The organism is Alteromonas sp. V450, from assembly GCF_001885075.1.
In the GTDB taxonomy this organism is placed as follows: domain Bacteria; phylum Pseudomonadota; class Gammaproteobacteria; order Enterobacterales; family Alteromonadaceae; genus Alteromonas.
Window position 1 is genome coordinate 2,958,908 of record NZ_MODU01000004.1, and the last position, 24,549, is coordinate 2,983,456.

At 44.8% G+C, this 24,549-nt stretch carries 20 protein-coding genes and 1 pseudogene; 10 read left to right on the top strand and 11 right to left on the bottom strand.

What is annotated here, in order from left to right:
- Positions 1-121: 121 nt before the first annotated feature.
- Entirely contained in the window at positions 122-2,479 is a 2,358-nt protein-coding gene (locus BK026_RS12875) for a carbohydrate binding family 9 domain-containing protein (protein ID WP_177247913.1), read from the top strand.
- Between the two features lie 46 nt (positions 2,480-2,525).
- Here BK026_RS12875 and BK026_RS12880 read toward each other — a convergent pair whose 3' ends face one another.
- Positions 2,526-3,149: an RraA family protein gene (locus BK026_RS12880; RefSeq protein ID WP_071816183.1), complete on the bottom strand. Its 624-nt coding sequence runs from the start codon at positions 3,147-3,149 to the stop codon at positions 2,526-2,528.
- A gap of 220 nt (positions 3,150-3,369) precedes the next feature.
- Between BK026_RS12880 and BK026_RS12885 the strand changes: the two genes are divergently transcribed.
- Entirely contained in the window at positions 3,370-5,436 is a 2,067-nt protein-coding gene (locus tag BK026_RS12885) for a M13 family metallopeptidase (RefSeq protein WP_071816184.1), read from the top strand.
- A gap of 117 nt (positions 5,437-5,553) precedes the next feature.
- Positions 5,554-6,228: a lysoplasmalogenase gene (locus BK026_RS12890; RefSeq protein WP_071816185.1), complete on the top strand. Its 675-nt coding sequence runs from the start codon at positions 5,554-5,556 to the stop codon at positions 6,226-6,228.
- Here the strand turns inward: BK026_RS12890 and BK026_RS12895 are convergent.
- The 5 genes from BK026_RS12895 to BK026_RS12915 all read right to left on the bottom strand — a co-directional run bounded on the left by BK026_RS12895 (position 6,191) and on the right by BK026_RS12915 (position 10,921).
- Positions 6,191-6,598, bottom strand: coding sequence for an ACT domain-containing protein (locus BK026_RS12895; protein WP_071816186.1), 408 nt, complete (start codon positions 6,596-6,598; stop codon positions 6,191-6,193). The genes BK026_RS12890 and BK026_RS12895 overlap by 38 nt on opposite strands.
- 19 nt (positions 6,599-6,617) lie before the next feature.
- Positions 6,618-7,997, bottom strand: coding sequence for an ATP-dependent RNA helicase DbpA (gene dbpA / locus BK026_RS12900; protein WP_071816187.1), 1,380 nt, complete (start codon positions 7,995-7,997; stop codon positions 6,618-6,620).
- A complete protein-coding gene (locus tag BK026_RS12905; RefSeq protein WP_071816188.1) occupies positions 7,994-9,307 on the bottom strand; it encodes an ABC transporter substrate-binding protein in 1,314 nt (437 codons plus the stop codon). Before BK026_RS12905 ends, dbpA begins: the two co-directional genes overlap by 4 nt.
- Positions 9,277-10,323, bottom strand: coding sequence for a dihydroorotase (gene pyrC / locus BK026_RS12910; protein ID WP_071816189.1), 1,047 nt, complete (start codon positions 10,321-10,323; stop codon positions 9,277-9,279). The genes BK026_RS12905 and pyrC overlap by 31 nt, the downstream gene beginning before the upstream one ends.
- 61 nt (positions 10,324-10,384) lie before the next feature.
- Positions 10,385-10,921, bottom strand: coding sequence for a lipocalin family protein (locus BK026_RS12915; protein WP_071816190.1), 537 nt, complete (start codon positions 10,919-10,921; stop codon positions 10,385-10,387).
- Positions 10,922-11,104: 183 nt separating this feature from the next.
- On the opposite strand from BK026_RS12915, the gene BK026_RS12920 reads away from it, so the two are divergent.
- Positions 11,105-12,055 (top strand): aldo/keto reductase family oxidoreductase, encoded by a 951-nt coding sequence (locus BK026_RS12920; protein ID WP_071817643.1) that lies wholly within the window; start codon positions 11,105-11,107, stop codon positions 12,053-12,055.
- A 22-nt stretch (positions 12,056-12,077) separates the two neighbouring features.
- On the top strand, positions 12,078-12,461 hold the full coding sequence (locus BK026_RS12925; protein WP_071816191.1) for a VOC family protein: 384 nt from the start codon (positions 12,078-12,080) through the stop codon (positions 12,459-12,461).
- A 12-nt stretch (positions 12,462-12,473) separates the two neighbouring features.
- Here BK026_RS12925 and BK026_RS12930 read toward each other — a convergent pair whose 3' ends face one another.
- Entirely contained in the window at positions 12,474-13,298 is an 825-nt protein-coding gene (locus tag BK026_RS12930) for a mechanosensitive ion channel family protein (RefSeq protein WP_071816192.1), read from the bottom strand.
- Positions 13,299-13,429: 131 nt separating this feature from the next.
- Positions 13,430-14,647 (bottom strand): annotated as a pseudogene (locus BK026_RS12935) (MFS transporter).
- 279 nt (positions 14,648-14,926) lie between these two features.
- Here BK026_RS12935 and BK026_RS12940 point away from each other — a divergent pair.
- Both BK026_RS12940 and BK026_RS12945 read left to right on the top strand, forming a co-directional pair.
- Complete coding sequence (locus BK026_RS12940; RefSeq protein ID WP_071816193.1) at positions 14,927-16,882, top strand: alpha-amylase family glycosyl hydrolase; 1,956 nt, start codon at positions 14,927-14,929, stop codon at positions 16,880-16,882.
- A gap of 229 nt (positions 16,883-17,111) precedes the next feature.
- Complete coding sequence (locus BK026_RS12945; protein ID WP_071816194.1) at positions 17,112-17,321, top strand: hypothetical protein; 210 nt, start codon at positions 17,112-17,114, stop codon at positions 17,319-17,321.
- 48 nt (positions 17,322-17,369) lie between these two features.
- On the opposite strand, the gene folE is transcribed toward BK026_RS12945, so the two are convergent.
- Complete coding sequence (folE, locus tag BK026_RS12950; RefSeq protein ID WP_071816195.1) at positions 17,370-18,053, bottom strand: GTP cyclohydrolase I FolE; 684 nt, start codon at positions 18,051-18,053, stop codon at positions 17,370-17,372.
- A gap of 161 nt (positions 18,054-18,214) precedes the next feature.
- Here folE and folM point away from each other — a divergent pair, with 161 nt between their 5' ends.
- The 3 genes from folM to BK026_RS12965 all read left to right on the top strand — a co-directional run bounded on the left by folM (position 18,215) and on the right by BK026_RS12965 (position 21,015).
- On the top strand, positions 18,215-18,922 hold the full coding sequence (gene folM / locus BK026_RS12955; RefSeq protein WP_071816196.1) for a dihydromonapterin reductase: 708 nt from the start codon (positions 18,215-18,217) through the stop codon (positions 18,920-18,922).
- 148 nt (positions 18,923-19,070) lie between these two features.
- Positions 19,071-20,135: an agmatine deiminase family protein gene (locus BK026_RS12960; protein WP_071816197.1), complete on the top strand. Its 1,065-nt coding sequence runs from the start codon at positions 19,071-19,073 to the stop codon at positions 20,133-20,135.
- Positions 20,122-21,015: a carbon-nitrogen hydrolase gene (locus tag BK026_RS12965; RefSeq protein WP_071816198.1), complete on the top strand. Its 894-nt coding sequence runs from the start codon at positions 20,122-20,124 to the stop codon at positions 21,013-21,015. Before BK026_RS12960 ends, BK026_RS12965 begins: the two co-directional genes overlap by 14 nt.
- 52 nt (positions 21,016-21,067) lie before the next feature.
- On the opposite strand, the gene pdeM is transcribed toward BK026_RS12965, so the two are convergent.
- Positions 21,068-21,772 (bottom strand): ligase-associated DNA damage response endonuclease PdeM, encoded by a 705-nt coding sequence (pdeM, locus tag BK026_RS12970; protein ID WP_071816199.1) that lies wholly within the window; start codon positions 21,770-21,772, stop codon positions 21,068-21,070.
- A 40-nt stretch (positions 21,773-21,812) separates the two neighbouring features.
- Entirely contained in the window at positions 21,813-24,419 is a 2,607-nt protein-coding gene (locus BK026_RS12975) for a ligase-associated DNA damage response DEXH box helicase (RefSeq protein WP_071816200.1), read from the bottom strand.
- Positions 24,420-24,549 lie beyond the last annotated feature (130 nt).

A 24,549-nucleotide genomic window follows, 5' to 3' on the forward strand; every position in this document is an offset into this window, starting at 1 on the left:
ATAATGTGCAAAAATAATGACAATTTTAGATATGGATATTTTAAAAAAACAACGTTCAACGAATCGTTTATCTTTTAAGGCATCGCGGATACCTTTAGTTTTAATATGTTGTTGTATATCAATGTTGAGCGTTACTGATGTGGCTGCGTCACAGTTAATACAGAATAACAAAGCTACGCTAGACGTGCAGACGCAATCGAGCGGAAATCCGGTTATCCAGCAACGTCCTAGTGCCATACAGGTAGAAAAACAGGCTGATAGTGTAGTTGTGCCTTATTTGGCTGAAACTGTGACTATAGACGGTATTGTAAATGAGTCTGTCTGGAAAGAGGCCGCAACGGTACCTCTTACCTTCGTCACTCGCCCTTTCGAAAATACGGCTCCTCCCGTTAGCACGACCGCACGAATTTTTGAAAATGGTGAAAATATCTATATCGCATTTTCCGCACAAGATAATGATATATCGCAAATACGCGCCCTGTTCAGAGACCGTGATAGCGTATGGAACAACGACCTCGTAGGAATAAAGATTGATACATTTGGCGATAGCCGCCTCTCCTACCAATTTTTTGTAAATCCACACGGCATCCAAACGGACGCAATTGAGAACCAAATGACACGAAGCGAAAGTGATAGTTGGAATGCAATTTGGGATGCGCAAGCACGGATAAACGATGATGGGTACACGGTAGAAATGGCACTTCCATTTCGCATTATGAACTTCATAGATAGCGATGGACCAAAACAGTGGCGCGCCGAATTCGTTCGTTTTTATCCTCGCGAGAATAACCTGCGGATTTCTAACCGTCCAGTCGACAGAAATAATGCCTGCAACTTATGTCAAATGGGCGAAATGCGCGGATTTGCCTCAGCCAAGCAAGGTAAAAACCTTTCCCTTACGCCCTACGCTGTAGCTGGATACGCACGCAACCGTCAGCCACAAAGCGACTGGCAATATCAAAACAATCAAGAAGTAGGGGTTGATATAAACTGGGGAATTTCGTCTGACATGTTATTACAGGCGACAATAAATCCAGACTTTTCACAAGTCGAGGCTGATGCTGGACAGCTCGGAATTAACAACCCTTTTGCGCTTTTTTTTCCGGAACAACGCCCGTTTTTTCTAGAAAATGCTGACTTTTTCAGCACGCAATATGACTTAGTTTACACGCGCAACATCGGCGCTCCCGATTTAGGTACAAAACTGACAGGGCGTATCAACAACCATACATTCGGTATATTGGCAGCGAATGATGAAAGTACGACATTTCTGGTACCCGGTAACTTAGGCTCTAGTGTCGCAAGGTTAAATGAGCAAAGCACGAACGTTGCAGGGCGATATCGCTACGATGTTTCAGACAACCTCTCTTTCGGTACTATAGCAACAGGCAGGCACGCATCAACCTATCACAATGTAGTGGTAGGGATTGATTCGCGCTATCAAATAACGCCCAGTGACACACTACGAGTCCAATTTTTGCGCTCACAAACAGACTATCCCAATGATTTATATACTACATTTTGCCGCAACGAATGTACCGACGACAACGATATCAACGAAACAACGTTACGAACGCGTTTCGACGATTCGTTCTCTGGCAATACATATAAAGTAGACTATCGCCACGAAGAGCGTACTTGGTACATGATTGCAAATAGAACAAGTACTCAGTCAGATTTTCGTGCTGATCTTGGCTTTGAAAGTACCGTTGACAGGCATAAAAATGTGTTAGGCGGCGGCCGCATATGGTGGAGCGACGACTCGTGGTGGAACAGGTTTGAATTTGGCGGTGATTGGGACATCACGCACAATGATGACGGCGAACTAATAGAAAGAGAAGTACAAGCGCAATTCGAACTCAATGCAGCCTACCAATCCTATTTTAATTTTGGTTGGGTTAAACGCGATACGGTTGGATTGCGTGAAAATGGCGCTAGCCTTTCGATTGATGGTAACACCACTCGGTTTACTGAACAGCAATTTTCGCTTTACTTCGAGGCGCAGCCCTCTCGCACTCTCTATTTTGAAAATTTTGTTCGTATTGGTGACCGCATCGATCTGCGCAACAATCGGTTAGGGAAACAACGTCTCTTCGAGCCATCTATTACTCTCAACTTAGGCCAAAAGTTAAGCGTGTCTGTCAGCCATGAGTACAACCAGATTGATGTCAACGACGCCGAACTGTTTACTGCAAATCTCTCTGACTTGCGTATGAGCTATCAGTTTGATGCAAAACAATTTGTTCGCCTCGCCCTCGTTTATGCAGACATCAAACGCAACCCCGATAATTATCTTATGCGCGTAGATGCAAGAGAGCGTAGCCTTGGCACTCAATTGGTTTATTCATATATGATAAATCCACTTTCACGGTTGTTTATTGGCTATGGTGATTCAGCAATTGCAGATGAGGATAACCCAGGTCTAGCGCGAACCGAGCAAGCTGTATTTATGAAATTCAGCTACGCTTGGTTGTACTAGATTCGGCAAAGCTATCAATGTCATGGTGTGAGATGTTCAACAAAGGTTAATCGGAGTAACCCAGCGCTTTTAAAGTACTTTCTACTTTATCAACGTGCTGTTCGCGCCACTGCTCTAGCGTCATTGAAGCATCTTTCTCTGCTCTCGCTTTAGCAATAGTAAAGACATTTTCAGCTTGCTCGAGCGGGATCACAGCAATTCCTTCTTCATCAGCGACCACAATATCGCCAGCATTAACGCTAACGCCGCCACACAACACCGGCGTGTTAAGCGGCGCAACACACTTCTTAGCACCTGGTTTAGGGACAACACCGCGGGCGAATACGGGGAATTTATTTTCTCGTGTTTGTGCAATATCCCTGATAACGCCGTCGATCACAAAGCCTTTGATCCCTCTTGATTGTGCAATAGCACATACATTCCCCCCCGCCACAGCATAGTTGTCGTCAGCCTCTACAACAATAATGTCGCCAGGACTGGCGCGATAAATAGCGGCATGCAGCATAAGGTGATCGCCAGGAGCGCATTTTACGGTAAAAGCTGGGCCAGCAATGCGAGGTATGTTTGACCACAGTGGCTTTATTGCATAATCGATGAACTGCTGTCGAGGCAGTGCATCTGCATAGTCACAGGGAGATATCGTCTCGAATGGAATCGTGTTTGTTTGCATTTGAACCCTCAACTGGCTGATTTTTCACTATCTCACCACTATAGCTCACTATAATCAGCAAGTTGTTACAAGCTGTGTATTTTCATTATAAACGCTTTTTCTATTCCATAAGCCGTGCTAAAACCTTACGCATAACCTAGGCCATGCTGCCTGGGATTTTGAAATATGCCTGAATAAAACTCTCTTGAAAGGCAAAGTAGTTAATAAAGGAACCAACACCATGTTACGCAGTGTTTTAAGCATCAGTGTCGCATTAGCCTTAACGGCCTGCAGTCCACAAAATTCAACCAGCGAAGCACCTTCGCAGCAGCCTTCTGAGGTAGTGCAGGAACAGGCATTAACGTCTGGGATAATGAAAGAAAATATGGACACGTCAGTTGCTCCAGGTGACGACTTCTTTCGCTACGTAAACGGCACATGGTATGACAACTTCGAAATACCTGCCGATAAGTCTAGCTTTGGCGCATTTGTTATTTTGCGTGACGAAGCGCAAGAGAGAGTTATGGATATAATTAAATCATCTGCTGAGGGTGATTTTAAAGCGGGAAGTGACGAACAAAAAGTCGGCGACTTTTATCGTTCATACATGGACATGGAGACCCGAAATGCGCTTGGCGTTTCACCGTTAGCACCAGAAATTGAAAAGATCGAAGCAATCTCTGATTACACTGACCTCGCTAAATATTTCGCATATGCGACGCGCTACGGATACGGTACACCGTTCTCACTTGCACAATTTCCAGATTTAAGATCTCCAAAAGAATATCTTTTATACACGTGGCAATCTGGGCTCGGCTTGCCAGAGCGTGAGTATTATTTTAAAGATGACGAAAAGTCGCAAGACGTTCGCAATGCCTATGTTAGTCATATTCAAAAAATGTTTGAAATTGCAGGGTTTGATGCACCGGCTAGTAGCGCACAAATGCTTTTTGCTCTGGAAACGCAAATTGCCGAACTACATATGAAAAAAGAGCAAGCTCGTAACTTTGCTGCCAACTACAACAAGCTTTCCATTGAAGAATTGCAAACATTGATGCCACACTTTAATTGGAATGCCTATCTAAAAGAGGCAAACGTTGAAGATGTGGCGAGCCTTGGAGTATTGCAGAAAGACTTCATGGAAGGTATCGATACCGTAATCAATGAAACACCGCTAGATGACTGGAAAACCTACCTTAAGTGGGGATTACTAAATGCCACTGCCACAAGACTAAATAGCGAGCTTGATGAAGCCAACTTTGCTTTTTACAGCAAGGTATTACGGGGCGTAGAAGAGCAACAGCCTCAGTGGAGACGTGCCGTTAATTTGTCTAACGCGCATGTGGGAGAACTCATTGGGAAAGTGTATGTGAAACAGAACTTCCCACCTGAGGCCAAAGAGCGCATGCTCAAAATGGTAAATAACCTCCTGTTGGCTTACAAGCAAAGCATTGAAGAGCTTGATTGGATGACAGATGAAACGCGCTCAGAGGCGCTAGATAAGCTGTCAAAATTCACTGTAAAAATTGGTTATCCAGACCAATGGCGTGATTACTCTGCACTAAAAGTTAATGCCAGCGATTTATTTGGAAACTTAAAGCACTCTTCTGACGTGAATTATCAAGAGATGTTGAAAAAACAAGGCGGCCCAGTATGGACTCACGAATGGGGAATGACACCGCAAACCGTTAACGCATATTACAACCCTCCATTAAACGAAATTGTGTTTCCTGCTGCCATTTTACAACCGCCATTTTTTGATATGAATGCCGAAGATGCTGTGAATTATGGTGGTATTGGTGCAGTTATCGGACACGAAATAGGCCATGGCTTTGACGATACGGGGTCCACATTTGACGGCGATGGTGTACTGCGTAACTGGTGGTCTGAAAAAGACTTGGAAGAATTCAAAAAGCGCACTGCAAACCTTGTTGCCCAGTACGATGAATTCGAGGCGCTACCTGACTTGCACGTTAACGGCGAATTCACTTTGGGAGAAAATATTGGCGACCTCGGCGGTATAAGCATTGCCCTTAAAGCCTATCACCTTTCTCTTGAAGGTAAAGACGCGCCAGTCATAGATGGGTTCACTGGCGACCAACGTGTCTTTATTGGCTATGGTCAAGTATGGGCTGGCAAATATCGCGATGAAGCACTTCGCAGCCAAATTCAAACAGACCCTCATTCACCTTCGCATTTCAGAACAAATGGTGCTGTGAGAAACGTACCGGAATTTTATGACGCGTTTAACGTAACCGAGGAAAATGCACTTTATCTTGCGCCCGAAGAGCGTGTAAAAATTTGGTAGTTCATACACGGTTACTCGCGACGCGTTAACGTAAGTAAAAATACCTAAGCAAAGGGCGGCAAAATAAATTCCATTTTGCCGCCCGTTTTTATATATAAGGTTAGTAATGGGGGGCTAATGCCACAATACAGGTCATTAATTTATGCCGCAGCTTCGCTTATTTACTTAGCAAGTTTGTGTTTCGCGCCTTACAGCGGGCAATTTATAGCCAAAGCTTTACCCGTAGGGTTACTTATGCTTTTTAGCTTTTTAAGCCTAAACGGCATAGCAAGGTTAATGGTTTGTTTTGCACTTTTCGCAAGCTTAATCGGTGATATTTTTTTAGCACTTTCTATTTCGAAGCAATTTATTTATGGCCTTACTAGCTTCTTTATAGCGCACCTCGCCTTCATCTTAAGCTTTATTCATTTGCGTATGACACAGCCAGTAAAAGCATCGCAGAGCAGAAGCGCTAGGGCTGCGCGCTTCGCACTAGGCTTTATTGTTATTTGTTTTGCTAGTTTAATGGCCAAGCATATACTGCCTGTGACGCAACAGCTTTATTTACCCGTACTCGGCTACTTGTGTGTAATAACCATTATGGGGTTAGCGGCTGTGCTGCTTACTCGTTCATGGTGGATAACGGCAGGGGCGCTCATTTTCATCGTTTCAGATGCTATTTTGGCGCAATCAATATTTAGAGAGCCAATCGCTCTATCTGCATTTGCTGTTATGCTAACGTACTACACTGCGCAGTACTTGCTTGCGCGAGGGCTTATTGAGGCGTATCGGCGAGAGATTTCAACACGCTAAGTGCCGCGTTGACCTTATCGGCTTGAATGAACAAGTGGTCGTGATAATAGGCCGCCACTACATTTGCGCTGATATTTGCCTTGGTAAGTGCTGACGACATAGCTGCAGTCATCCCAACTGCATCTAGGCTTGAGTGAACTTCACAGGAAATACAGCGATATTCGCTACTAAATTTAAGGCCCATTACTCGAGCTAACGATACTTCCAATATGAAGGTGACACCTTCTCGCTCTTTAAACATTCCTTTCGCATTGTGTAATAGGTCAGGTGTCACCGATTCAGGGGCAACAGAAGCAAACACATAGACGTCGTCATCTGCCACAGGAGATAAGTTGCGCAGTAACGTGCTTAATTCTGTGATCCCCGTCATAGAGTAACCCTTGTAAATATCAGAGTTTTCGCGCTCTCACGCGTTTACCCTTAATTTTACCCTCGCGAAACTGAGCCATAGCGCGTTTTACGCTTCGCGCTTTTACGGCAACGAAGCTCATGCTATTTTGCACCGCGATTTTTCCTACGTCATCTCCAGGTATACCGGCATCTTTGGTTAACGCGCCGACAAGGTCACCCGGTCGTAACTTTTGCTTTTTGCCTGCACTTAGCGAAATACAAGTAAAGTCAGGTTGAGAAATTTTGTTTTTATGGAAGCGTAAACTTTGCGCCCCTTTCAGAGGAATATCGCTTTCTTGCAGCACTTCTATCTTGCGAAGAAAGTGCTCCTCCTCTTCACTGACCAATGTAACCGCCATTCCCTGCGCACCAGCACGCGCCGTTCTACCTATACGGTGTATATGCGTTTCAGGCTCTTCACTTACCGTATAGTTAATGACACACGCCACATCGTCAATATCTAGACCACGAGCAGCAACATCGGTAGCCACCAACACCTGTAGCGCGTCACTGGCAAACTGCATAAGTACCGCGGTTCTCGCATGTTGCTCCATGTCGCCCTGTAGACCCGCTGCACTGAACCCCTCTTCCACTAATGCATCAACCACCTCTGTTACTTGCACCTTTCGATTACAAAAAACAATGGCATTTTTCGGCTGATAGTGAGTGAGCACAGCTTTTAATGCTTGTGTCCTTGTATGCGATAGTACGTTAAAACCAATCTGTTCAATGGCCGGCTTACTGTCTGCTGACTCCACCTTGCAAGTAATAGGATTACGTAAGTACTGTGTTGCAACACGCTCAATGTGTTCGGTAAATGTAGCTGAGAATAATAGCGTTTGAACATCGCTCTGCATTGGCCCAAATATTATGCGCAAATCGTCTTCAAACCCCATATCAAGCATTCTATCTGCTTCATCTAAGACTCGCAGCTTTACATCGTTTAATTCAATTCGCCGCTTTTGCACGTGGTCCATTACGCGACCAGGGGTGCCAACAATAATATGAGGGCTGTGCTTCAGCGATTGGATTTGAGGCCCCATTGGTTGCCCACCACACAACGTGGTAACTTTTAAATTAGCGATGTGTTTTGCCGCACTACGGCATTGCTCGGCAACTTGGTCTGCAAGTTCTCGTGTGGGGCAAAGGAATAACGCCTGCGTACAAAAACGGGTAACGTCTATTTTTTCTAAAGCAGGAATAACGAAACATAAGGTTTTACCACTGCCTGTTTGCGCTTGTCCCACAATATCGCGCCCTTCAAGGGCACTTGGCAGCGACTGCGCTTGGATAGGGGATAATTGATATATACCCTGTGTATCCAGCGCCTTTACAATGGCTGGGTTTATATTTAGGTGTTTTATTGTTTCAACCGTCATTCTTTTTTCCAAAGGTGTACAACGCCATTGTTGGTATGATGCACTATGCTATAGTCTCGAGCTACCATTTTACTCCAAGCCGCTAACTTTGATCTATAGGACTCACTTTTTCGAACTTTAGCTGCAGCTAGTTTTAGTCTTTCAAAAACAAGTATGCTCGTCTGTTTTTTACTCAGCGCTAAATAGGCAGTAGACACACCTGAAGTTACACTTTCGGTTATTCCATTACAGTTCAGTGAAGCAAGTTTACAGCCGAAATCTAACCCGGCTTTAGATCCAAACGCCAAATCTACGTCACCTTTATATAGCGCCTCAACAAGTTCATCCCACGTTTCAAATGAGCGTATTTTCAGGTTATATTTAATTGCAATTTCGTTGCGATAATCCTCTTGTATAGTGCCAATTGTATAAGTTTTCGGGAGCGCGTCGAGTGAAGGAAACACCGGCGTATTAATGCCATACAAGCCATGATAGTTACGAGATACAGGTGTAACCCAGTGAAAAACTGCATCCCTTTCTTGTGTTTTTACGATTGAGAAAACCAACACATTGGATTTCGTCATGGCTTCTTTCGCTATTCGCTTCCATGGCGCTGATAAGATGGCAGCAGACATCCCCATGTCGTTGAGCACCCCTTTGACCAGTTCCACAGCAATGCCCTTTAACCTACCGCGCTCATCTAGCTGTGAAAACAAAGGAACTACATCTGCAATCACCCACAAATTCGATGCATCTGAGACCATATCACCATGTAAACTGAGGACGCCGTATTGAAGCGTTGCATCGGGCATATGCGGTCTCACAAGAGATATTGTCTCGTTGGCTAATTGGTAAAACGCGCTCGATACTTTGTAATCACTGATTAACTCCACCAGATGCTGTTCAATAGCAGAGGCCGCCGCGTTTTTTTCTAAGGCAATGTACGCAACACCAAGCGATGCTTTGTCATCGAAATTTGGCGTACAAGGGAGTGTGAATTTCAAACAGTCGAAGGAAAACACCGGTGTAAGCCAGAAATATTCCTCTGTATTTGCCTCGGTCTTAACGATATTAAGAATAACACTTAGCTCGCCGTCATGGCCCGCTGAAGTTTGCAAATTGTAGCCGGCGTCCTTCGCTATATGCGCAATTAAGCTTTTAGCGTAAGACGTCAGTACATCAAGTTTTCGCTCCGCAATAATAGGTGAAGCATCATGTGAAAAGCTGTAAGCCAGTGTTTTAGTCGTTGCGTGTGAAGCAAAGCTCCACAGCGCAACGATTAAAAATAGCGCACAGATAATTATTCTTGAAACGCGCTTTGTAATTTCCATTTCAGCGTTTGCCCCGCGTAAAACGGCACCATATCAGTCCCGTCAGCAAGCGTGACTTGTTCTGGTACGGTCCATTGTTCTTTTACAAGCGTGGTTTTCGTGGTGTTTCTAGGTAAGCCGTAAAAATCCGCGCCATAATGGCTTGCGAATCCTTCAAGTTTATCTAGTGCACCTAATTGTTCAAAAACTTCGGCATACAATTCTATCGCTGACCACGCGCTATAGCAGCCTGCACAACCACATGCATTTTCTTTTTTATGTTTGGCATGAGGTGCAGAGTCTGTGCCTAAGAAAAACTTTTTATTTCCACTTGCTACCATCTCACGAAGTGCTTGCTGATGGATATTACGCTTTAGTACAGGTAGGCAATAGTTGTGAGGACGCACTCCCCCCACAAGCAAGTCATTTCGATTCAACAATAGGTGTTGCGGCGTAATTGTCGCCCCAACATAGTCACTTGCTTGCGCAACAAACGTTGCAGCATCTTCGGTTGTAATATGCTCGAAAACAATTTTCAGCTTAGGGAAAGCGCTCACGATAGGGCCTAAATGTGTATCGATGAACACTTTCTCTCGGTCAAATATATCAATATGGCTTTGTGTCACTTCGCCATGAATTAGCAGCAAAAGCCCTTGTTCTTGCATAGCCTGAAAAACGGGGTAAAGCGCCTCAATATTTTTTGCAGCCGCGTCTGAATTTGTGGTTGCTCCAGCAGGGTATAGCTTGCATGCAGTAACGCCTGCGACCTTGGCATCTTCGATATCTTGAGGCGTTGTTTGGTTTGTAAGGTACAGCGTCATCAATGGCTCAAATGAACTACCATGTGGTCTAGCGTCTTCAATTCTGCGCTTGTATGCCATTGCAAGTTCTGCATTAACAACCGGCGGAACCAAATTCGGCATGACGATAGCCCGCTGAAAACAACGTGCAGTGGCAGGAACAGTTTCTGCGAGCATTTCGTTGTCTCTGAAATGAAGATGCCAGTCGTCTGGAGTGGTTATAGTGAGCGTTTGCATGCCTAATGCCTCGTTTTACATATTTTATCAGGTGTGACTTGAGCGCCCAATAATAGCACAGTTAATGCCTTGTGTGCGTTACCCAAATAAGCTTGTCTGTATCATAGCCCGCCGCTTGTGCCTTATTGAGAAGGCGCGTTTTTATCTGTGGCGATAGTTCAGGGCTGCGCGCTAGTAGCCACAAATATTCTTTGTCAGGGCCGGTTATTAACGCATATTGATAATCATCCTTGTCTAAATCCATGATTACGTAGCTCGCATAAAAAGGGCCAAAGAATGATACTTTGAGATGCCCTATCGATGGAGATTTAACGAAATAAGCCCGACCTTCGGCTTCATCCCATGTGTTTTCCTCAGAAGAAAAGCCTCGGTTGATCACTTTCACACCACCGTCTTCACGCATACTGTAGGTCGCAGTAACATCACTTAGGCCTTCTTCGAAGCTATGGTCATACCGTGCTATTTCGTACCATTCACCTAAATATCGAGGCAACTCAAAATTGCCCACAGGTTCAACATTATCTGGAACGCCCGTACACGACTGTAAAAACAACACACTCACTAGTACTGATGCAGCTACTTTAACCAGATTAACCATATATCTTTCCTTATTTGCTGATATGTTAAAAACATAAAAATGGTACAGTATCCAAATTGACACTAAGCGTGAGATATCTATCTATTTTTACACCAATTTCGTCTGATCTTTCCTTCTATTTATCCCTGATAGGGATTACATTGACCGAATCCCGAAATGCCTTAAGAAATGGAGAGTAACCCAATGCAAACTTATTTCCCTCATGCCAGCAGACTTATTTATGGTTGTATGGGGCTTGGTGGCGGCTGGAACAATGCGCCGGTTAGCACAAGCGATACTCAACAAGCTCAAGACGTTATAGAAAAAGTGCTCGATTTGGGTATAAACGTATTTGACCATGCCGACATATATACGTTTGGAAAGGCTGAAACGGTTTTTGGAGAAGTTCTCAAATCATCTCCAAGTCTTAAAGATAAAATGATAATCCAATCAAAATGTGCAATCCGTTTTGAGGATAAGCAAGGCCCTAAACGCTATGATTTTTCGGCTAAACATATACAAACATCGGTAGAGGGCATCTTAGAAAGACTCAATATAGATCAGCTCGACATACTATTACTGCATAGACCAGACCCGCTAATGGAACTAGAAGAAGTTGCTGGCACAGTGAGACTTCTTCAGCAACAGGGAAAAATTCAACATATCGGTGTATCAAATATGCATGGCCACCAAATTGCATTTCTCCAGTCTGCGCTAGATACACCTATTATTGCTAACCAACTTGAAATGAGTTTAGGTTTTCGTGAATGGGTTGAAGATGCCATAACAACAAATAGTGCTGCCAACAGAAACAATGGATATGCACCAGGCACCGTAGAGCACTGTTCTATGAATAATGTACAGCTACAAGCATGGGGTAGCCTCGCTCAAGGCCGCTACACCGGAGCAAAGGTTACTACAAAAGAAGACCGTGCCACTGCACAATTGGTATCCCAACTCGCCAGTGAGTATCAAACCTCACCTGAAGCCATAGTGATTGCATGGTTAATGAAGCATCCCGCAGCCATAGCTCCTGTGCTTGGGAGCACAAATTTAAAGCGCATTGAGGCGAGCTATCGCGCTATAGACGTTAACCTTACTCGTGAGCACTGGTATAGGCTTTTTGAAAGTGCGCGCGGACAAGAAATGCCGTAAGCATCACAGAAGAGAACATTAAATGCTTAAAGGATTTCATCATGTAGCGGTTATTTGCAGTGACTACCACCGCGCTAGAGCATTTTACACTGAGGTGCTGGGGTTTTCAGTTATTGATGAGAATTACAGGGCAGCGCGAGACTCATACAAATGTGACCTAGTACTGCCTGATGGTAGCCAATTAGAGCTTTTTTCGTTTGCCGACGCGCCACCCCGACTCACTCGCCCAGAGGCTCAAGGGTTGCGTCACCTCGCCTTTAAAGTTGACGACTTAGATGCCGCTATTAACCAATTATCTAACAAGAACGTGGAATGTGAACCAATACGTGTAGACGAATACACCGGAAAGCGCTTCACGTTCTTCCAAGACCCTGACGGTTTACCACTAGAGCTCTATGAACTATGAAGGCACACGAAATTACTCCGTAGTGCCGAGCATTTTTACTTCGCGTTGTGGGAACGGAATTTCTATATTGTGTGCTTGCAGCGCTTTAAATATTGCTAAGTTTAGTGCGTAACGAATTTCATAATGTCTGACTGCAGGTGCCCATACTCGAACTCCCACATTAACGCTACTGTCGCCAAAGTTATCAACGCCTATCGCAGGCGCTTTTTCATTAAAGACGCCTTCAACACTTTTTACAGCATCTTGTATAACCGTTATTACGTGCTCAACATCACTAGAGTAGGCGACGCCAACATCCAGCTCAATGAGCATATTTTCTGCACTATTATGTAAGATCTCTCCGACAATAAGCTTATTGGGTATCTGAATACGAACATTGTCTTCATCAATAAGAATGGTGTATGGCAGCATCACTTGGTCTACAACTCCGGCCACGCCTTGCACATTAACCGTGTCGCCAACAACAAAAGGCCGCGTAATAATTATCGTAAACCCTGCTGCGTAATTTGCCAGCATTCCCTGAATGGCAAGCCCTGCACCAATGCCAATAGCACCTACCGCTGCAATTAATGGTGTAACACTAATCCCCACATTGCCTAATGCAATAATAATAACGATACCCAGAACGACGAGCTTACTGGCCCCCCCGGTAAATCGGCTTAATGTGATATCGATTTCTCGATTCACCATTAAGCTCTCTACCATGTGTCCTATCTTGTTGGCTATCCACCATCCAATAAAGAAAATAAATAGCGCACCTACAATCTGAAAACTGTACGTTACGGCAAATTCAACAAGCGTATCGTAAAGGGCTTGTGCCTGTTTTAATTCTTCCATCAATGAACAAAAAAAAAATAAACGTAAGGTGAGCTTAAACAACTACAGCATGAAAGACCAGTACCATTGGAACGAATGAACAATGGTACTGAGGCAAAGCAATGGCAAGGCTCAATGCAGCATGCTAAAAATTAGTGGGTGTATTCACTTGCTTCAATTTTGGCCAAACGTTGTTGTGTAGGGTTTTTAAGATAGTTATAGACCAAACCAGCAAAGAGTACGGCTGCAAAAATAGTGGCCACAATGAAACCATACTTTGCGTCTCCACCGTTTGCATCGCTTACCAGTCCCATTATGAATGGGCCTGCAGCGGCACCAGCAGCGGTGAAAAACAATATCACTCCGGCTACACTGCCATGCTGATGCTTAGGAAAACAACTGATCCCTTTAGAGTTAAAGGTGGGATAAATAACCGACATAAATACGCCGGTGAGCGGAAATAGATACAACGCGAGTTGTTTGCCACCCCAAAGTCCAAGAGCAAAACAGACGACTATCGCTCCACTAAACAGCATCAAAACCAGAGTCCAATTGAATCGTGACATCATCCATATTCCAACAAAACGTCCTGCCGCACGAAGAATAAAAAACGCGGTTACAGAATAAATAGCCAACGTTTGAGAGAAGCCTTGCGTATAACAGTCATACGTTGATTTAATTGAGGTAGCATCACATACCAAATAGCTTGGCATCCATACATATATTGCACTTTCTGCTGCCACATAAAGAAAGGCCCCGACAGAAAACCCAAGCGCGTAAGGGTTTTTCATTAACAACAAACTTTGTAGTACAGAAACCTTGTCTGATGAATCAGCAGTCACTTTGTTGTAGCTGGGATATTTAACAAGCAGGGCCCCTACAATAAGTACGGTGCATACACCGCCAGCTATCACATAAAGCCATTGCCAAGCAACGCCTTGATGTATCAGGTAAGCTACAATCAAGGGGCCAATTATTGCACCTACGCCAAAAAACGCTTCAGCGCCGTTCATGGTGGCCGTATGTTGCTTTGTTGAAGTAGAAATATCACCAATGAGCGCAAGAGCACCTGTTTTAAATATGCCAACGGCCACGCCAGACAAGCTCATTAAGCTGACAATGAGGAGAAAATCGTTGGCAATTAAAAAGCTGTAGCAAGCCGCACCAAAGAGCGCTAAACCAATGATAATAGTAGGTTTGCGGCCTAATTTGTCTGCTAAGAACCCTAATAATAACCCCGACAGCGCAATACCGAGCATGGGCAATGAATGCATTAAACTCGCCTGTGCGTTGGTAACCGAAAACGCAACTTTTACCTCTTAGATGATTTCCCCTACCGAGTCTGATGTCATAGCAAACATCATAAACATAAGGTAGGTTAGCCAGCGGATAATTCTGCTACTAGAGTCTTGGTTAGGCATAGTAATCTCACAAAACGTACTTTTTAAATCTTATCAACCGCTTGTTAACGGCGAACACTACAGCGCTTTACATATCGCTTATCAAAAAAATGTTAAACACACTGTAATAAGCTTGATAACTTATCTTAATCGTTTAAGATAAAAGTTAACAGAATTTAAAAAGGCTGTAAACCAGTTAATTAGCATAGGCCGTTCTGCATCTAATTGCGGGCGCCGCTGGAGTTATTTATGAGCTATGCTGCAAGCAGTGAAGTTTGTTTATCAAGAATTTTAGAATCTATTGATTTTACTGGGTTAACCAAAAAAGACACCGCGCTTTTTACACGTCGCTTAAACGCGCATTTTCCCTCGTTGTTTGAAAAATACACCTATATTTACGGACACCAATACGATTGTTACTTCCACTTACAAAAGCTAATCGAAGCGTTAAGAGATGGATTACAAGCGAGAAAACCCGCCCTTAAAAGGTTGGATACTGAAAGCCTAAAAGATCCGCTTTGGTATCGAGACGAGTCGCAGGTCGGAATGGCTTGCTATGTCGATTTGATGGGACCCAAGGTAAAAGATTTACAAAGCAAAATTCCATACTTTAAAGCCATAGGCATTACTTACCTACATTTAATGCCACTTTATGCTTCGCCTGAAGGCGACAGCGATGGAGGTTATGCTGTATCGGATTACAGAAAAGTTAACCCTGTGCTTGGAACAGTCAGTGAACTCGCAACGTTAGCGTCGGCGCTTCGAAAGGAAGGTATCAAGCTCGTGTTAGATTTTGTATTTAATCATACATCTGACGAGCACAGATGGGCTCAAGCAGCGCTCGCTGGTGATGTCCAATACCAGAATTTCTATTACCTGTTTGATGACCGACAAGAACCCGACCAATACGAGCAGACACTCAGAGAAATCTTTCCACAAGTAAGGCGAGGAAGCTTCACGTATAATGAACACATGGAAAAGTGGGTATGGACCACATTTAATAGTTTTCAGTGGGATCTAAATTACAGTAACCCAGAGGTGTTTAACGCAATAACATCGGAAATGCTGTTTCTAGCAAATATAGGCTGTACCGCTCTACGGCTTGATGCTCTTGCATTTATCTGGAAAGAAATGGGAACAAACTGCGAAAATCAAGATAAAGCTCATTTACTTATACAAGCTTTTAACACCTGTTTACAGATTGTAGCGCCCTCAGTTGTCTTTAAATCGGAAGCTATTGTTCACCCCGATGAAGTTGTTAAATACATCGACAAAAACGAATGCCAGCTCTCTTACAACCCCTTATTAATGGCACTTCTGTGGAACTCGTTAGCAACGAGAAAAACCCGCTTACTGACTCGTTCCATGCAGAAAAGTTTCTCTATTTCACAAGACTGTGCATGGGTAAACTACGTCAGGTGCCACGATGATATTGGTTGGACATTCGATGACGCTGTGGCACAAGAGTTAGGTATTAACGCATTTGATCATCGTATGTTTTTAAATCAATTTTATACTGGCCGATTTGAGGGCAGTTTTGCTGACGGTGTTCCCTTTGCAGAAAATCCCTCGAACGGCGATTGTCGAGTATGCGGTTCGCTTGCGTCACTTTGTGGCCTTGAGAGTGCGCTGAAAAATAACAATCAGCAAGAAATTGACGATGCAATCAAACGAATGCTATTGCTTTATGGCATAACATTTAGCATTGGCGGTATTCCATTGTTATATTCAAGCGATGAGATAGCTAAACTCAACGACTATAGCTACCGTACAGATGACATTAAAAAACACGACGATAGATGGGTAAATCGAATTGCAGTCTCGCCTCAAGATATTGCTGTAGTGCTCGGCACCGTCGCACCTGTTACAGCACAACAATACGCCAGCATCCGTGTTTTCGACGGTCTAAAGAAAATGCTGGAAACGAGGAAAAGGTTCGCCGTTTTCGGTCGTGCAACAACAACAGTTATCAACGCTCAAAACCATCATTGCTTTGTTTTTGTTCGCGAAAACGACAATAACGAAACGTTAATTGTGCTGTGTAACTTCAGCGAGCATACGCAGAGCGTGAATTGCGACGTATTATCGAGCTTTGCAACTTTGCCTTACCGCGACCTTTTAAGCGAACAGCACTTTTCACGCTTACCCAGTTCACTAACACTATCGCCATTCGAACAAAAATGGCTACACAGCGCCTACAGTTAATACTGTAAGGCGCGCTCTACATTCATTCTTCAACTTAATAAGTAAAAAAGCGCTTATTTTGCAATTATTCCCAGCAAAAAAACAAAACAGGACTAGACTTAAATTAATATGGCAGCGCTAAGGAAATCAGTTTCTGTTCGCTGCAAGATCATCCCCTCGTACACATCTCGACATAGCTAAAAATAAAGCTGAAGAGCAAGTTATACTTATGCGGAAAAAGGAACACGCTATGCAAAATGGAAAGGCGTTAGAGTATATGTGCCCATGTTGTGGCGAAGTTAACTTTTTGGATATTGATTGCACAAAAGATATGTATAAAGAGAAACTTGAACCTTGCAAATGCTGTAAAAGGATCCTCAGCTTAACCGCAGCAGACGGTGTGTTAGGCCGAATTAACCTTATCGTCGATACTCATGACACCGAGCGGTTGTTAAAATGACAACCGCGCAGCATTTTTTCATGTAAATAAATTTAGTGGTGTGGAATTTTAGCGGAAAAAGTCCTGCTTCAACGCGCTGTCCGTCAAAAAGCGACCACCTAATGCAGATGTTTTCGTATATGAGTTTGTGTCGCGGATCCCTCTTGCCTTAACGCAATAATGGGTAGCGTTGATGCTTACTGCGACGTCCTCTGTATTGGTCAACGTTTGCAAAGCCACCAACACTTGCTGCGTTAAACGCTCCTGTACCTGTGGGCGCTGAGCAAAAAAACCTACCAGCCGATTTATTTTTGAAAGGCCGATAACCGTGTCTTTAGGTATATAAGATACAGTCGCCGTGCCATCAATAGTAACAAAGTGGTGCTCACAAGTGCTGGTAAGGCTAATATCAGACACTTGTACAGGTTGATCTATCTGCATCTTGTTTTCAATAGCAGTAATCTTAGGAAATTTACGATAGTCCAACCCGCCGAATATTTCGTTTACATACATTTTTGCAATTCGCATTGGCGTATCGCACAGACTGTCGTCAGTTAGATCAAGGCCAAGCGTGTCCATTACGTCACGCATCGCGCTTTCGATTCGTTTGCGCTTTTGCTCGTCAGTCAGACCATTAGCCACCATGGGTGTCTCTAAACCCTTGGCTTCTAATGCTTCTCGTACACGTTGTGCTGGCTCTGATATAGAGGGGTCTAGTGCATCGCGCACAATTACCGCTTCTTTTGCTAACATTACTTTATCCGTTATAACTTCTTTTTTGACCTTGTACGAGCATAAGTTCGTTACAGATCGATTACGTGGCAACATGACTTTTATTTAATGTCATTGCTACTTACCATGCATATGGCACAGAATAATAAAACCGTTACCTTTCACCAAAGAAGGACATTATCTTGAATTCACCTGTGTTGATTACAGGCGCAAGTCAACGTTTGGGCTTAGCCATGGCAAATAGTCTACTTGACCAGGGCCAGCACGTTGTCGTGACTTACCGAACACTTCGGCCAAGCATTTCAATGCTTGAGAATAAAGGCGCTACAGTCATACAGGCCGATTTTAGCACTGAGGCGGCTATTGATCGAGCAATTGATGAGATTAAGGCAATCAGTAAAACCTATCGAGGAGTAATTCACAACGCGTCAGATTGGGCACAGGAGAAAGATAACGATAATAAACACGAATTAATGCAGCGCATGATGATGATTCATGCCGTCGCCCCCTACCGCATAAACTTGGCATTAGAAGAGGCGTTGTGTGGCTGTGAAGTGCCAGCTGACATTATTCATATGACGGATTACGTTCAAGAAACAGGAAGCGAGAAACACATGGCATATGCGGCAAGTAAGGCAGCCCTGCATAACCTGACCCTGTCATTTGCTAAGAAGCTCGCACCAAAGGTAAAAGTAAATAGCATTGCCCCAGCTTTGCTTATGTTCAATGAGGGTGATGACGAAGCTTACAAGCAAAAAGCGCTAGGAAAATCATTGTTAGAGATAGTACCGGGGGCGCAAGAGGCCGTGAAAGCCGTAAACTATTTATTAGATAGCGACTACGTAACAGGACAAACCCTTCATCTAAACGGCGGGCGACATTTGAAGTAAAGATTGCCCTCTTTTCGGTTATTCCAGTTTTACTGCATGGCTTAAAGTAATCGTCACCGCCAATTAATTTCATCGCCATTTGCCTTGGTCTCATGCTGAGGCATGGCTATAATCCGAACCCTATTTTGTAGCTATTTGGAATTTTACTATGCACGGCAACCGTACTATGGCGCCTGAATGGCATAACATTGATGCTGTTATGTTAGCGTGGCCTCATGCGCAAACCGACTGGGCTCCATGGTTAGAAGACGCGAGAACGACGTATCTGAACGTGATTGCTGCAGTAAACCGTAATGATGCGGGTGTAATTTTATTATGTGCGCCAAGTGACGTAGACGATCTCAACTCTCGTTTACCAGAGAACGCTCGAGTGCTTATTGTTCCTGCCTCATTTAACGACACATGGATGCGCGACTACGGCTTCATTACTTGTAAAGACAGTGAAGGCAATGGCTCGCCGGTAGAATTTCGCTTTAACGGTTGGGGCAATAAGTTTAACGCCGCTGAAGATAACCTGGCGAATCAGCGTTATCTTGCCAGCATGTGTAAATCTGTACTTCGCAGCAGCCCAATTGTGGCAGAAGGTGGCGCGCTAGAAATTGATGAAGACGGGCATCTATTAAGTACTGCCCAGTGTTTACTTAACCCTGAGCGTAATGGTGATATGTCGCTAAGCGCTTACGAAGATGCATTTAAAGATATGCTAGGCTGCAGCAAAGTGACTATTTTGCAACATGGTCATTTAGAAGGTGATGATACTGACGGTCACATCGACACATTAGTGCGTTTCACGCCGAACAAAGGCCTAGTGATCCAGGCGTGTAACAACCGTCCTAATGACAGTCATTTTGAAGGGTTGAAAGCGTTGTGCGACGAGTGCGCCCTTGAGCTGCCTGAGCATGAACAGTTTCATCTGCCGCTGCCTAATATTGTAAATGACGAAGGGGATCGCCTGCCGGCATCGTACGCAAATTACTTAATTTGTAACAACGCAATATTATTGCCTGTTTACGGTGAAGAGGAAGACGCAGAAGCTATTGAAACTGTAAAGAGAGCACATCCCAATCATATTGTTGAACCAATCGATTGCAGTGTACTCGTAAGACAATACGGCAGCTTGCATTGCATTTCCATGCAGGTGCCTACAAATACGTTAAAAGATTCGATTATCACCACCTTAAAGAAAGGAGTGTCATTACATGCGCCCAGCTAAGCTAAAAGTGGGTCTGGTACAACAGGCTGTTGCCGATAACGATAAAGCAACGAACTGGAATAAAAGTGCCGAGCAAATTGCCAAATTAGCGGCTGAAGGATGCGAGTGTATTTTGCTTCAAGAACTACACAGCACCCTGTATTTTTGCCAGCAAGAAGATACTGACGCCTTTGATTTGGCTGAACCAATTCCTGGGCCTGCGACAGACTTTTTTGGTGAACTCGCCGAAAAACACAATATCGTGTTGGTGACATCTTTATTTGAAAAGCGCGGTTCAGGTTTGTATCACAACACTGCAGTCGTGTTCGACCGCAGCAAAGAAATTGCGGGCAAATACCGTAAAATGCACATTCCTGATGACCCAGGCTTTTACGAGAAGTTTTACTTCACACCGGGCGATATGGGCTTCACGCCTATTGAAACCAGCGTAGGTAAACTTGGCGTATTGGTATGCTGGGATCAGTGGTATCCAGAAGCGGCACGTCTGATGGCGATGGCTGGTGCGGACTTGTTGTTCTACCCTACCGCAATTGGCTGGGATTTAACTGACACAGAAGAAGAACGTACCCGCCAGCATGGTGCATGGGAAACCATTCAGCGCTCTCACGCTGTGGCAAACTCAGTACCGGTTATCGTGGCAAACCGCACTGGATTTGAAGCGTCACCTGTTGAAGGTGATCCAGGTATTCAGTTCTGGGGACAAAGCTTTGTAGCAGGCCCGCAAGGTGAGATTTTGGCCAAAGCCGAAGCTGAAGGTGAAACCACGCTAACCGTAGAGCTTGATATGGAGCGTACCGAGCAAGTGAAGCGCATTTGGCCTTACTTCCGCGACCGCCGCATAGACGCCTACGACGAACTAACCAAGCGCTGGCGCGACTAACCCAAATAATGGGGGGCAGGATCAGAAACCTGCCCCCCCATTTTTGATAGTGTTATATTTTAAATACAATTCCATCATAGAGCATGAATACCTGTCGTGAGCGTTTGGGCAGAAGCGTTAGCATTACCTCTTCATCTATATCCAGCCCACCCGTGAACTGACCAAAGGCTGGCATCACAAATACATTTTCGTTGTTAGTAAAGCATTTGCCTGAGTAACGGCGGCGGGTGATAACTGTGCGCTTTTTGGGGTGATAATGACCGATAACCTGAGCACGAGTTTCATTCGTTTCTACTTCGTGTCTGAAAACCATATTATCTAGCACTATTTCAGAACACGGCGTACCCGGTATGCCGTCGGGTAAATCTGGGTCGTGATTACCTTCTACCCACATCCACTCGCTCACATTATCGACTAGCCTGCATAAGTGCTGACGGTCCTCAGTGGTCATGCGCGACATACTGTGTTTATCGTGAAAGCTGTCACCTAAGCTGATTACTCGCAGTGGCTTGTAATCTTCGATGATACTTTCTAACCGCGTTAACGTAGCGGTGGAATCTAAGCTTGGTAACGGGTTCGCATAGCTGCGTAAATAACTGCCTTTTTCTAAGTGGAGATCAGACACTACAAGCCAATCGCATGCGGGTAAGTACGCCACACCGCGCGCGTCTAACAGCCACAAGTAGTCTGCGTATTTTGTAATAGTGATATGGCGCCGGCTTACTTTTTCGGTTAGCCACGCGTCAGTTATTGCCAAATTATCCTCTTATTCTTTTCGTTTTTGCTTCTTTCTAATACTACTCAACAGATGAGCCCGATAATAACGCACGTACTTCATCTAACATGGTTTCAGCTTCGGCGTATAAATTAGCTTGTTCAATAATAGCTTGTGCGCCAGCGCCCTTCACTTGTTCACTACGCACATCCAGCACTATTGGAATGGCCATGGGCGACGGCTTTTCAAGATTCACTAATGTCGCTGAATCTACATAGCGAATAAGTAAATTAGCAAGTCGTCGTAAATCTAGTAGCTCACGCTCTGCATCTGCCCGTGCTACTTTAAGTAAGATATGGTCGCGGTCGTGTTCACGCAATGTATCGTAAATAAGGTCGGTAGAAAACGTTACCTGCTTCATGGTTTTTTGGCTGGCGTGATAGCGCTGTTCAGTGAGGCCACTCACCACCGCCACTTGCCTGAACGAGCGCTTAAGCATAGGTGCCTGTAACATCCAGTCTTCCAACTCGTCCCCTAAAATATCCGGCTGGAATAGCTGCTGCAGCTGCCCCTGTGTGATGGCGTTTACTGATGCTACCGATAACCCATAATCGGTTACGCTGAAGCTTAACGGCTTAATGCCCATTTTCTCCATTCGTCGTGTTAACAGCATGCCCAAGGTTTGGTTCGCTTTGCGACCGTCGAAGGTATAGTACAAAGTGTAGTGCGCCTGTCTAAACGGAAATTGTTCCACAAGCACGTTGTCAGGATTAGGCAGTTGAGAAAACGCCTGTTGAAGTTTAAGCCACTCTTGCACCTGTGCAGGCAGTGCTCTCCATGATTTCTGAGTAGCCAAAATTGCACGTACCCCTTCCGCCAAATAGGTAGATAGCGGCATTTGGCCACCCGCGTAGCTTGGTATTTTCGGCTCTTTCGCTTTTGCAGGCTTGGCATGCAGCTGCATGTCGCGAATAGCTTCAAAACGCAGCACTTCTCCGGCAAAGTAGAAGGTATCTCCAGGCGTTAGCTGCTGGGCGAAATACTCTTCAACCTCACCTATAATCTTGCCCTGGTTTCCTCTTCGAATACGTTTTACTTTAAGCCGACCTGCTTCAACGATGGTGCCTATGTTTTGCCTGTGCCGTTGAATAACCCGCCGATTCGCTGGCGAGTACGTGCCATCGTCGTTTTTCGTCAGGCGTTGATATCTCTCATATGCGTTGAGGGCACTGCCGCCATCTTGCGTAAACTGCCACAGTTTGTCGAAATCATCTCTATCGAGCCCTTGGTATGGCGTGGCGGTAAGTATCTCTTTATACAAGGTATCTGGACTATCAGCCCTACTACACAAGCAGTTCAGTATAAATTGCGGGACAATGTCCAGTGCCCCTGGCTGTGGACTTTCCCCGTCTAACTCCCCTTTTTCAATAGCGGTGATCGCCGCCTGACATTCCAGCGCCTCAAAGCGGTTTGCCGGTACGAGCAACGCTTCACTTGGCTCGTCAAGCCTGTGATTTGCTCGCCCTATCCTTTGCAGCAGCCTGCTTACGCCTTTAGGTGCGCCAACTTGTATGACCTTGTCTACATCACCCCAGTCGATACCTAACTCCAAGGCCGACGTACATACAATTGCTCTTAGCATACCGCCCGCCATCATGGCTTCGGTTTTACGACGCTGCTCTTTGCTCAAGCTGCCGTGATAGAGGGCAATGGGAAGCGCAGCCTTGTTTGCCTCCCACAGCATTTGGAACAACAGCTCTGACTGAGCGCGGGTATTAACAAAAACCAGTGTGGTTTTGGCGTTTTCAATGGCCTGGTAAATATCATCGATGGCGTAGCGCGCCATAAAGCCGCCAAAAGGCATGCGCGCTTTAGAGTGCAGCATTTCCACCTTAGGTTTTTCACCCGCTTTCACTTTTACAATATTAGCGACACCGTCACTGCCAGCCAGCCACGCACCTAGCGTTTCGGGAAATGCCACGGTGGCAGATAATCCAATACGCTTACAATGCGGTGATAGAACGCTTAACCGCGCGAGGGCGAGTGAAAGAAAGTCTCCGCGCTTGTTGGCCATTAAACTGTGCGTTTCGTCGATAATCACGCGTTTAAGTTTGCCAAAAAGCTTATCAGCATCGGCGTAGCTCAACATCAGCATGAGCGATTCTGGTGTGGTAAGCAGGATGTTTGGCGGCTTTTTACGTTGACGCTGGCGCTTGTGTGAGGGCGTATCGCCTGTGCGTGTTTCTGCCGTTATCGGCAGCCCCATCTCTTCAATGGGCTGTAACAAATTACGATGAATATCTTGCGTGAGTGCTTTCAGCGGCGATATATAAAGGGTATGCAGGCCGCTGAACCCACTCTTCTCTTTTCCTTTCGTTGCCTGTTTATTTATTGCTTTTGTTTCGACCTGTTCACTGGTTCCGGTCTTCTTAGCAAGCTCCCTGTCTTTCGACATCTCGGCAAGCTCACTTTTGCTCATCGTCTCAGCAAGTTCGCTTATACCAAATGTCTCAGCAAGTTCGACTAGGCTAGGTAAAAAGCCAGACAGGGTTTTGCCAGCGCCGGTTGGCGCAATCAATAACGTGCAGTCATGCTGATCCTTTTCCACCAGCATGGTGTGTTGATAATCGCGTAACTGCCAGCCTTTTTGTTCAAACCAGTGGGCAAAGACTGAAGGAAGTGGAGTCATTGATGGTTCTTGTTAATACTTTTAGCACTTATACGGCAAAACCTTGGTTAGGTTTACTTGTAACGCCTTACGATAGATGCACAATGTAATCATCCTCAGCGCGTTTAATGTTTAGATACACTTTTCACTT

Excerpts from the sequence above, each read along its gene's own strand:
- folE (WP_071816195.1), bottom strand. The coding sequence starts at position 18,053 with ATGTTAGCAAAAGAAGCGGTAATTGTGCGCGATGCACTAGACCCCTCT.
- BK026_RS12890 (WP_071816185.1), top strand. The coding sequence starts at position 5,554 with ATGCCACAATACAGGTCATTAATTTATGCCGCAGCTTCGCTTATTTAC.
- BK026_RS12965 (WP_071816198.1), top strand. The coding sequence starts at position 20,122 with ATGCGCCCAGCTAAGCTAAAAGTGGGTCTGGTACAACAGGCTGTTGCC.
- BK026_RS12875 (WP_177247913.1), top strand. The coding sequence starts at position 122 with ATGTTGAGCGTTACTGATGTGGCTGCGTCACAGTTAATACAGAATAAC.
- BK026_RS12895 (WP_071816186.1), bottom strand. The coding sequence starts at position 6,598 with ATGACGGGGATCACAGAATTAAGCACGTTACTGCGCAACTTATCTCCT.
- pyrC (WP_071816189.1), bottom strand. The coding sequence starts at position 10,323 with ATGCAAACGCTCACTATAACCACTCCAGACGACTGGCATCTTCATTTC.
- BK026_RS12940 (WP_071816193.1), top strand. The coding sequence starts at position 14,927 with ATGAGCTATGCTGCAAGCAGTGAAGTTTGTTTATCAAGAATTTTAGAA.
- dbpA (WP_071816187.1), bottom strand. The coding sequence starts at position 7,997 with ATGACGGTTGAAACAATAAAACACCTAAATATAAACCCAGCCATTGTA.
- BK026_RS12915 (WP_071816190.1), bottom strand. The coding sequence starts at position 10,921 with ATGGTTAATCTGGTTAAAGTAGCTGCATCAGTACTAGTGAGTGTGTTG.
- BK026_RS12975 (WP_071816200.1), bottom strand. The coding sequence starts at position 24,419 with ATGACTCCACTTCCTTCAGTCTTTGCCCACTGGTTTGAACAAAAAGGC.
- BK026_RS12885 (WP_071816184.1), top strand. The coding sequence starts at position 3,370 with ATGTTACGCAGTGTTTTAAGCATCAGTGTCGCATTAGCCTTAACGGCC.
- BK026_RS12925 (WP_071816191.1), top strand. The coding sequence starts at position 12,078 with ATGCTTAAAGGATTTCATCATGTAGCGGTTATTTGCAGTGACTACCAC.
- BK026_RS12960 (WP_071816197.1), top strand. The coding sequence starts at position 19,071 with ATGCACGGCAACCGTACTATGGCGCCTGAATGGCATAACATTGATGCT.
- BK026_RS12920 (WP_071817643.1), top strand. The coding sequence starts at position 11,105 with ATGCAAACTTATTTCCCTCATGCCAGCAGACTTATTTATGGTTGTATG.
- BK026_RS12880 (WP_071816183.1), bottom strand. The coding sequence starts at position 3,149 with ATGCAAACAAACACGATTCCATTCGAGACGATATCTCCCTGTGACTAT.
- BK026_RS12930 (WP_071816192.1), bottom strand. The coding sequence starts at position 13,298 with ATGGAAGAATTAAAACAGGCACAAGCCCTTTACGATACGCTTGTTGAA.
- BK026_RS12905 (WP_071816188.1), bottom strand. The coding sequence starts at position 9,307 with ATGGAAATTACAAAGCGCGTTTCAAGAATAATTATCTGTGCGCTATTT.
- BK026_RS12945 (WP_071816194.1), top strand. The coding sequence starts at position 17,112 with ATGCAAAATGGAAAGGCGTTAGAGTATATGTGCCCATGTTGTGGCGAA.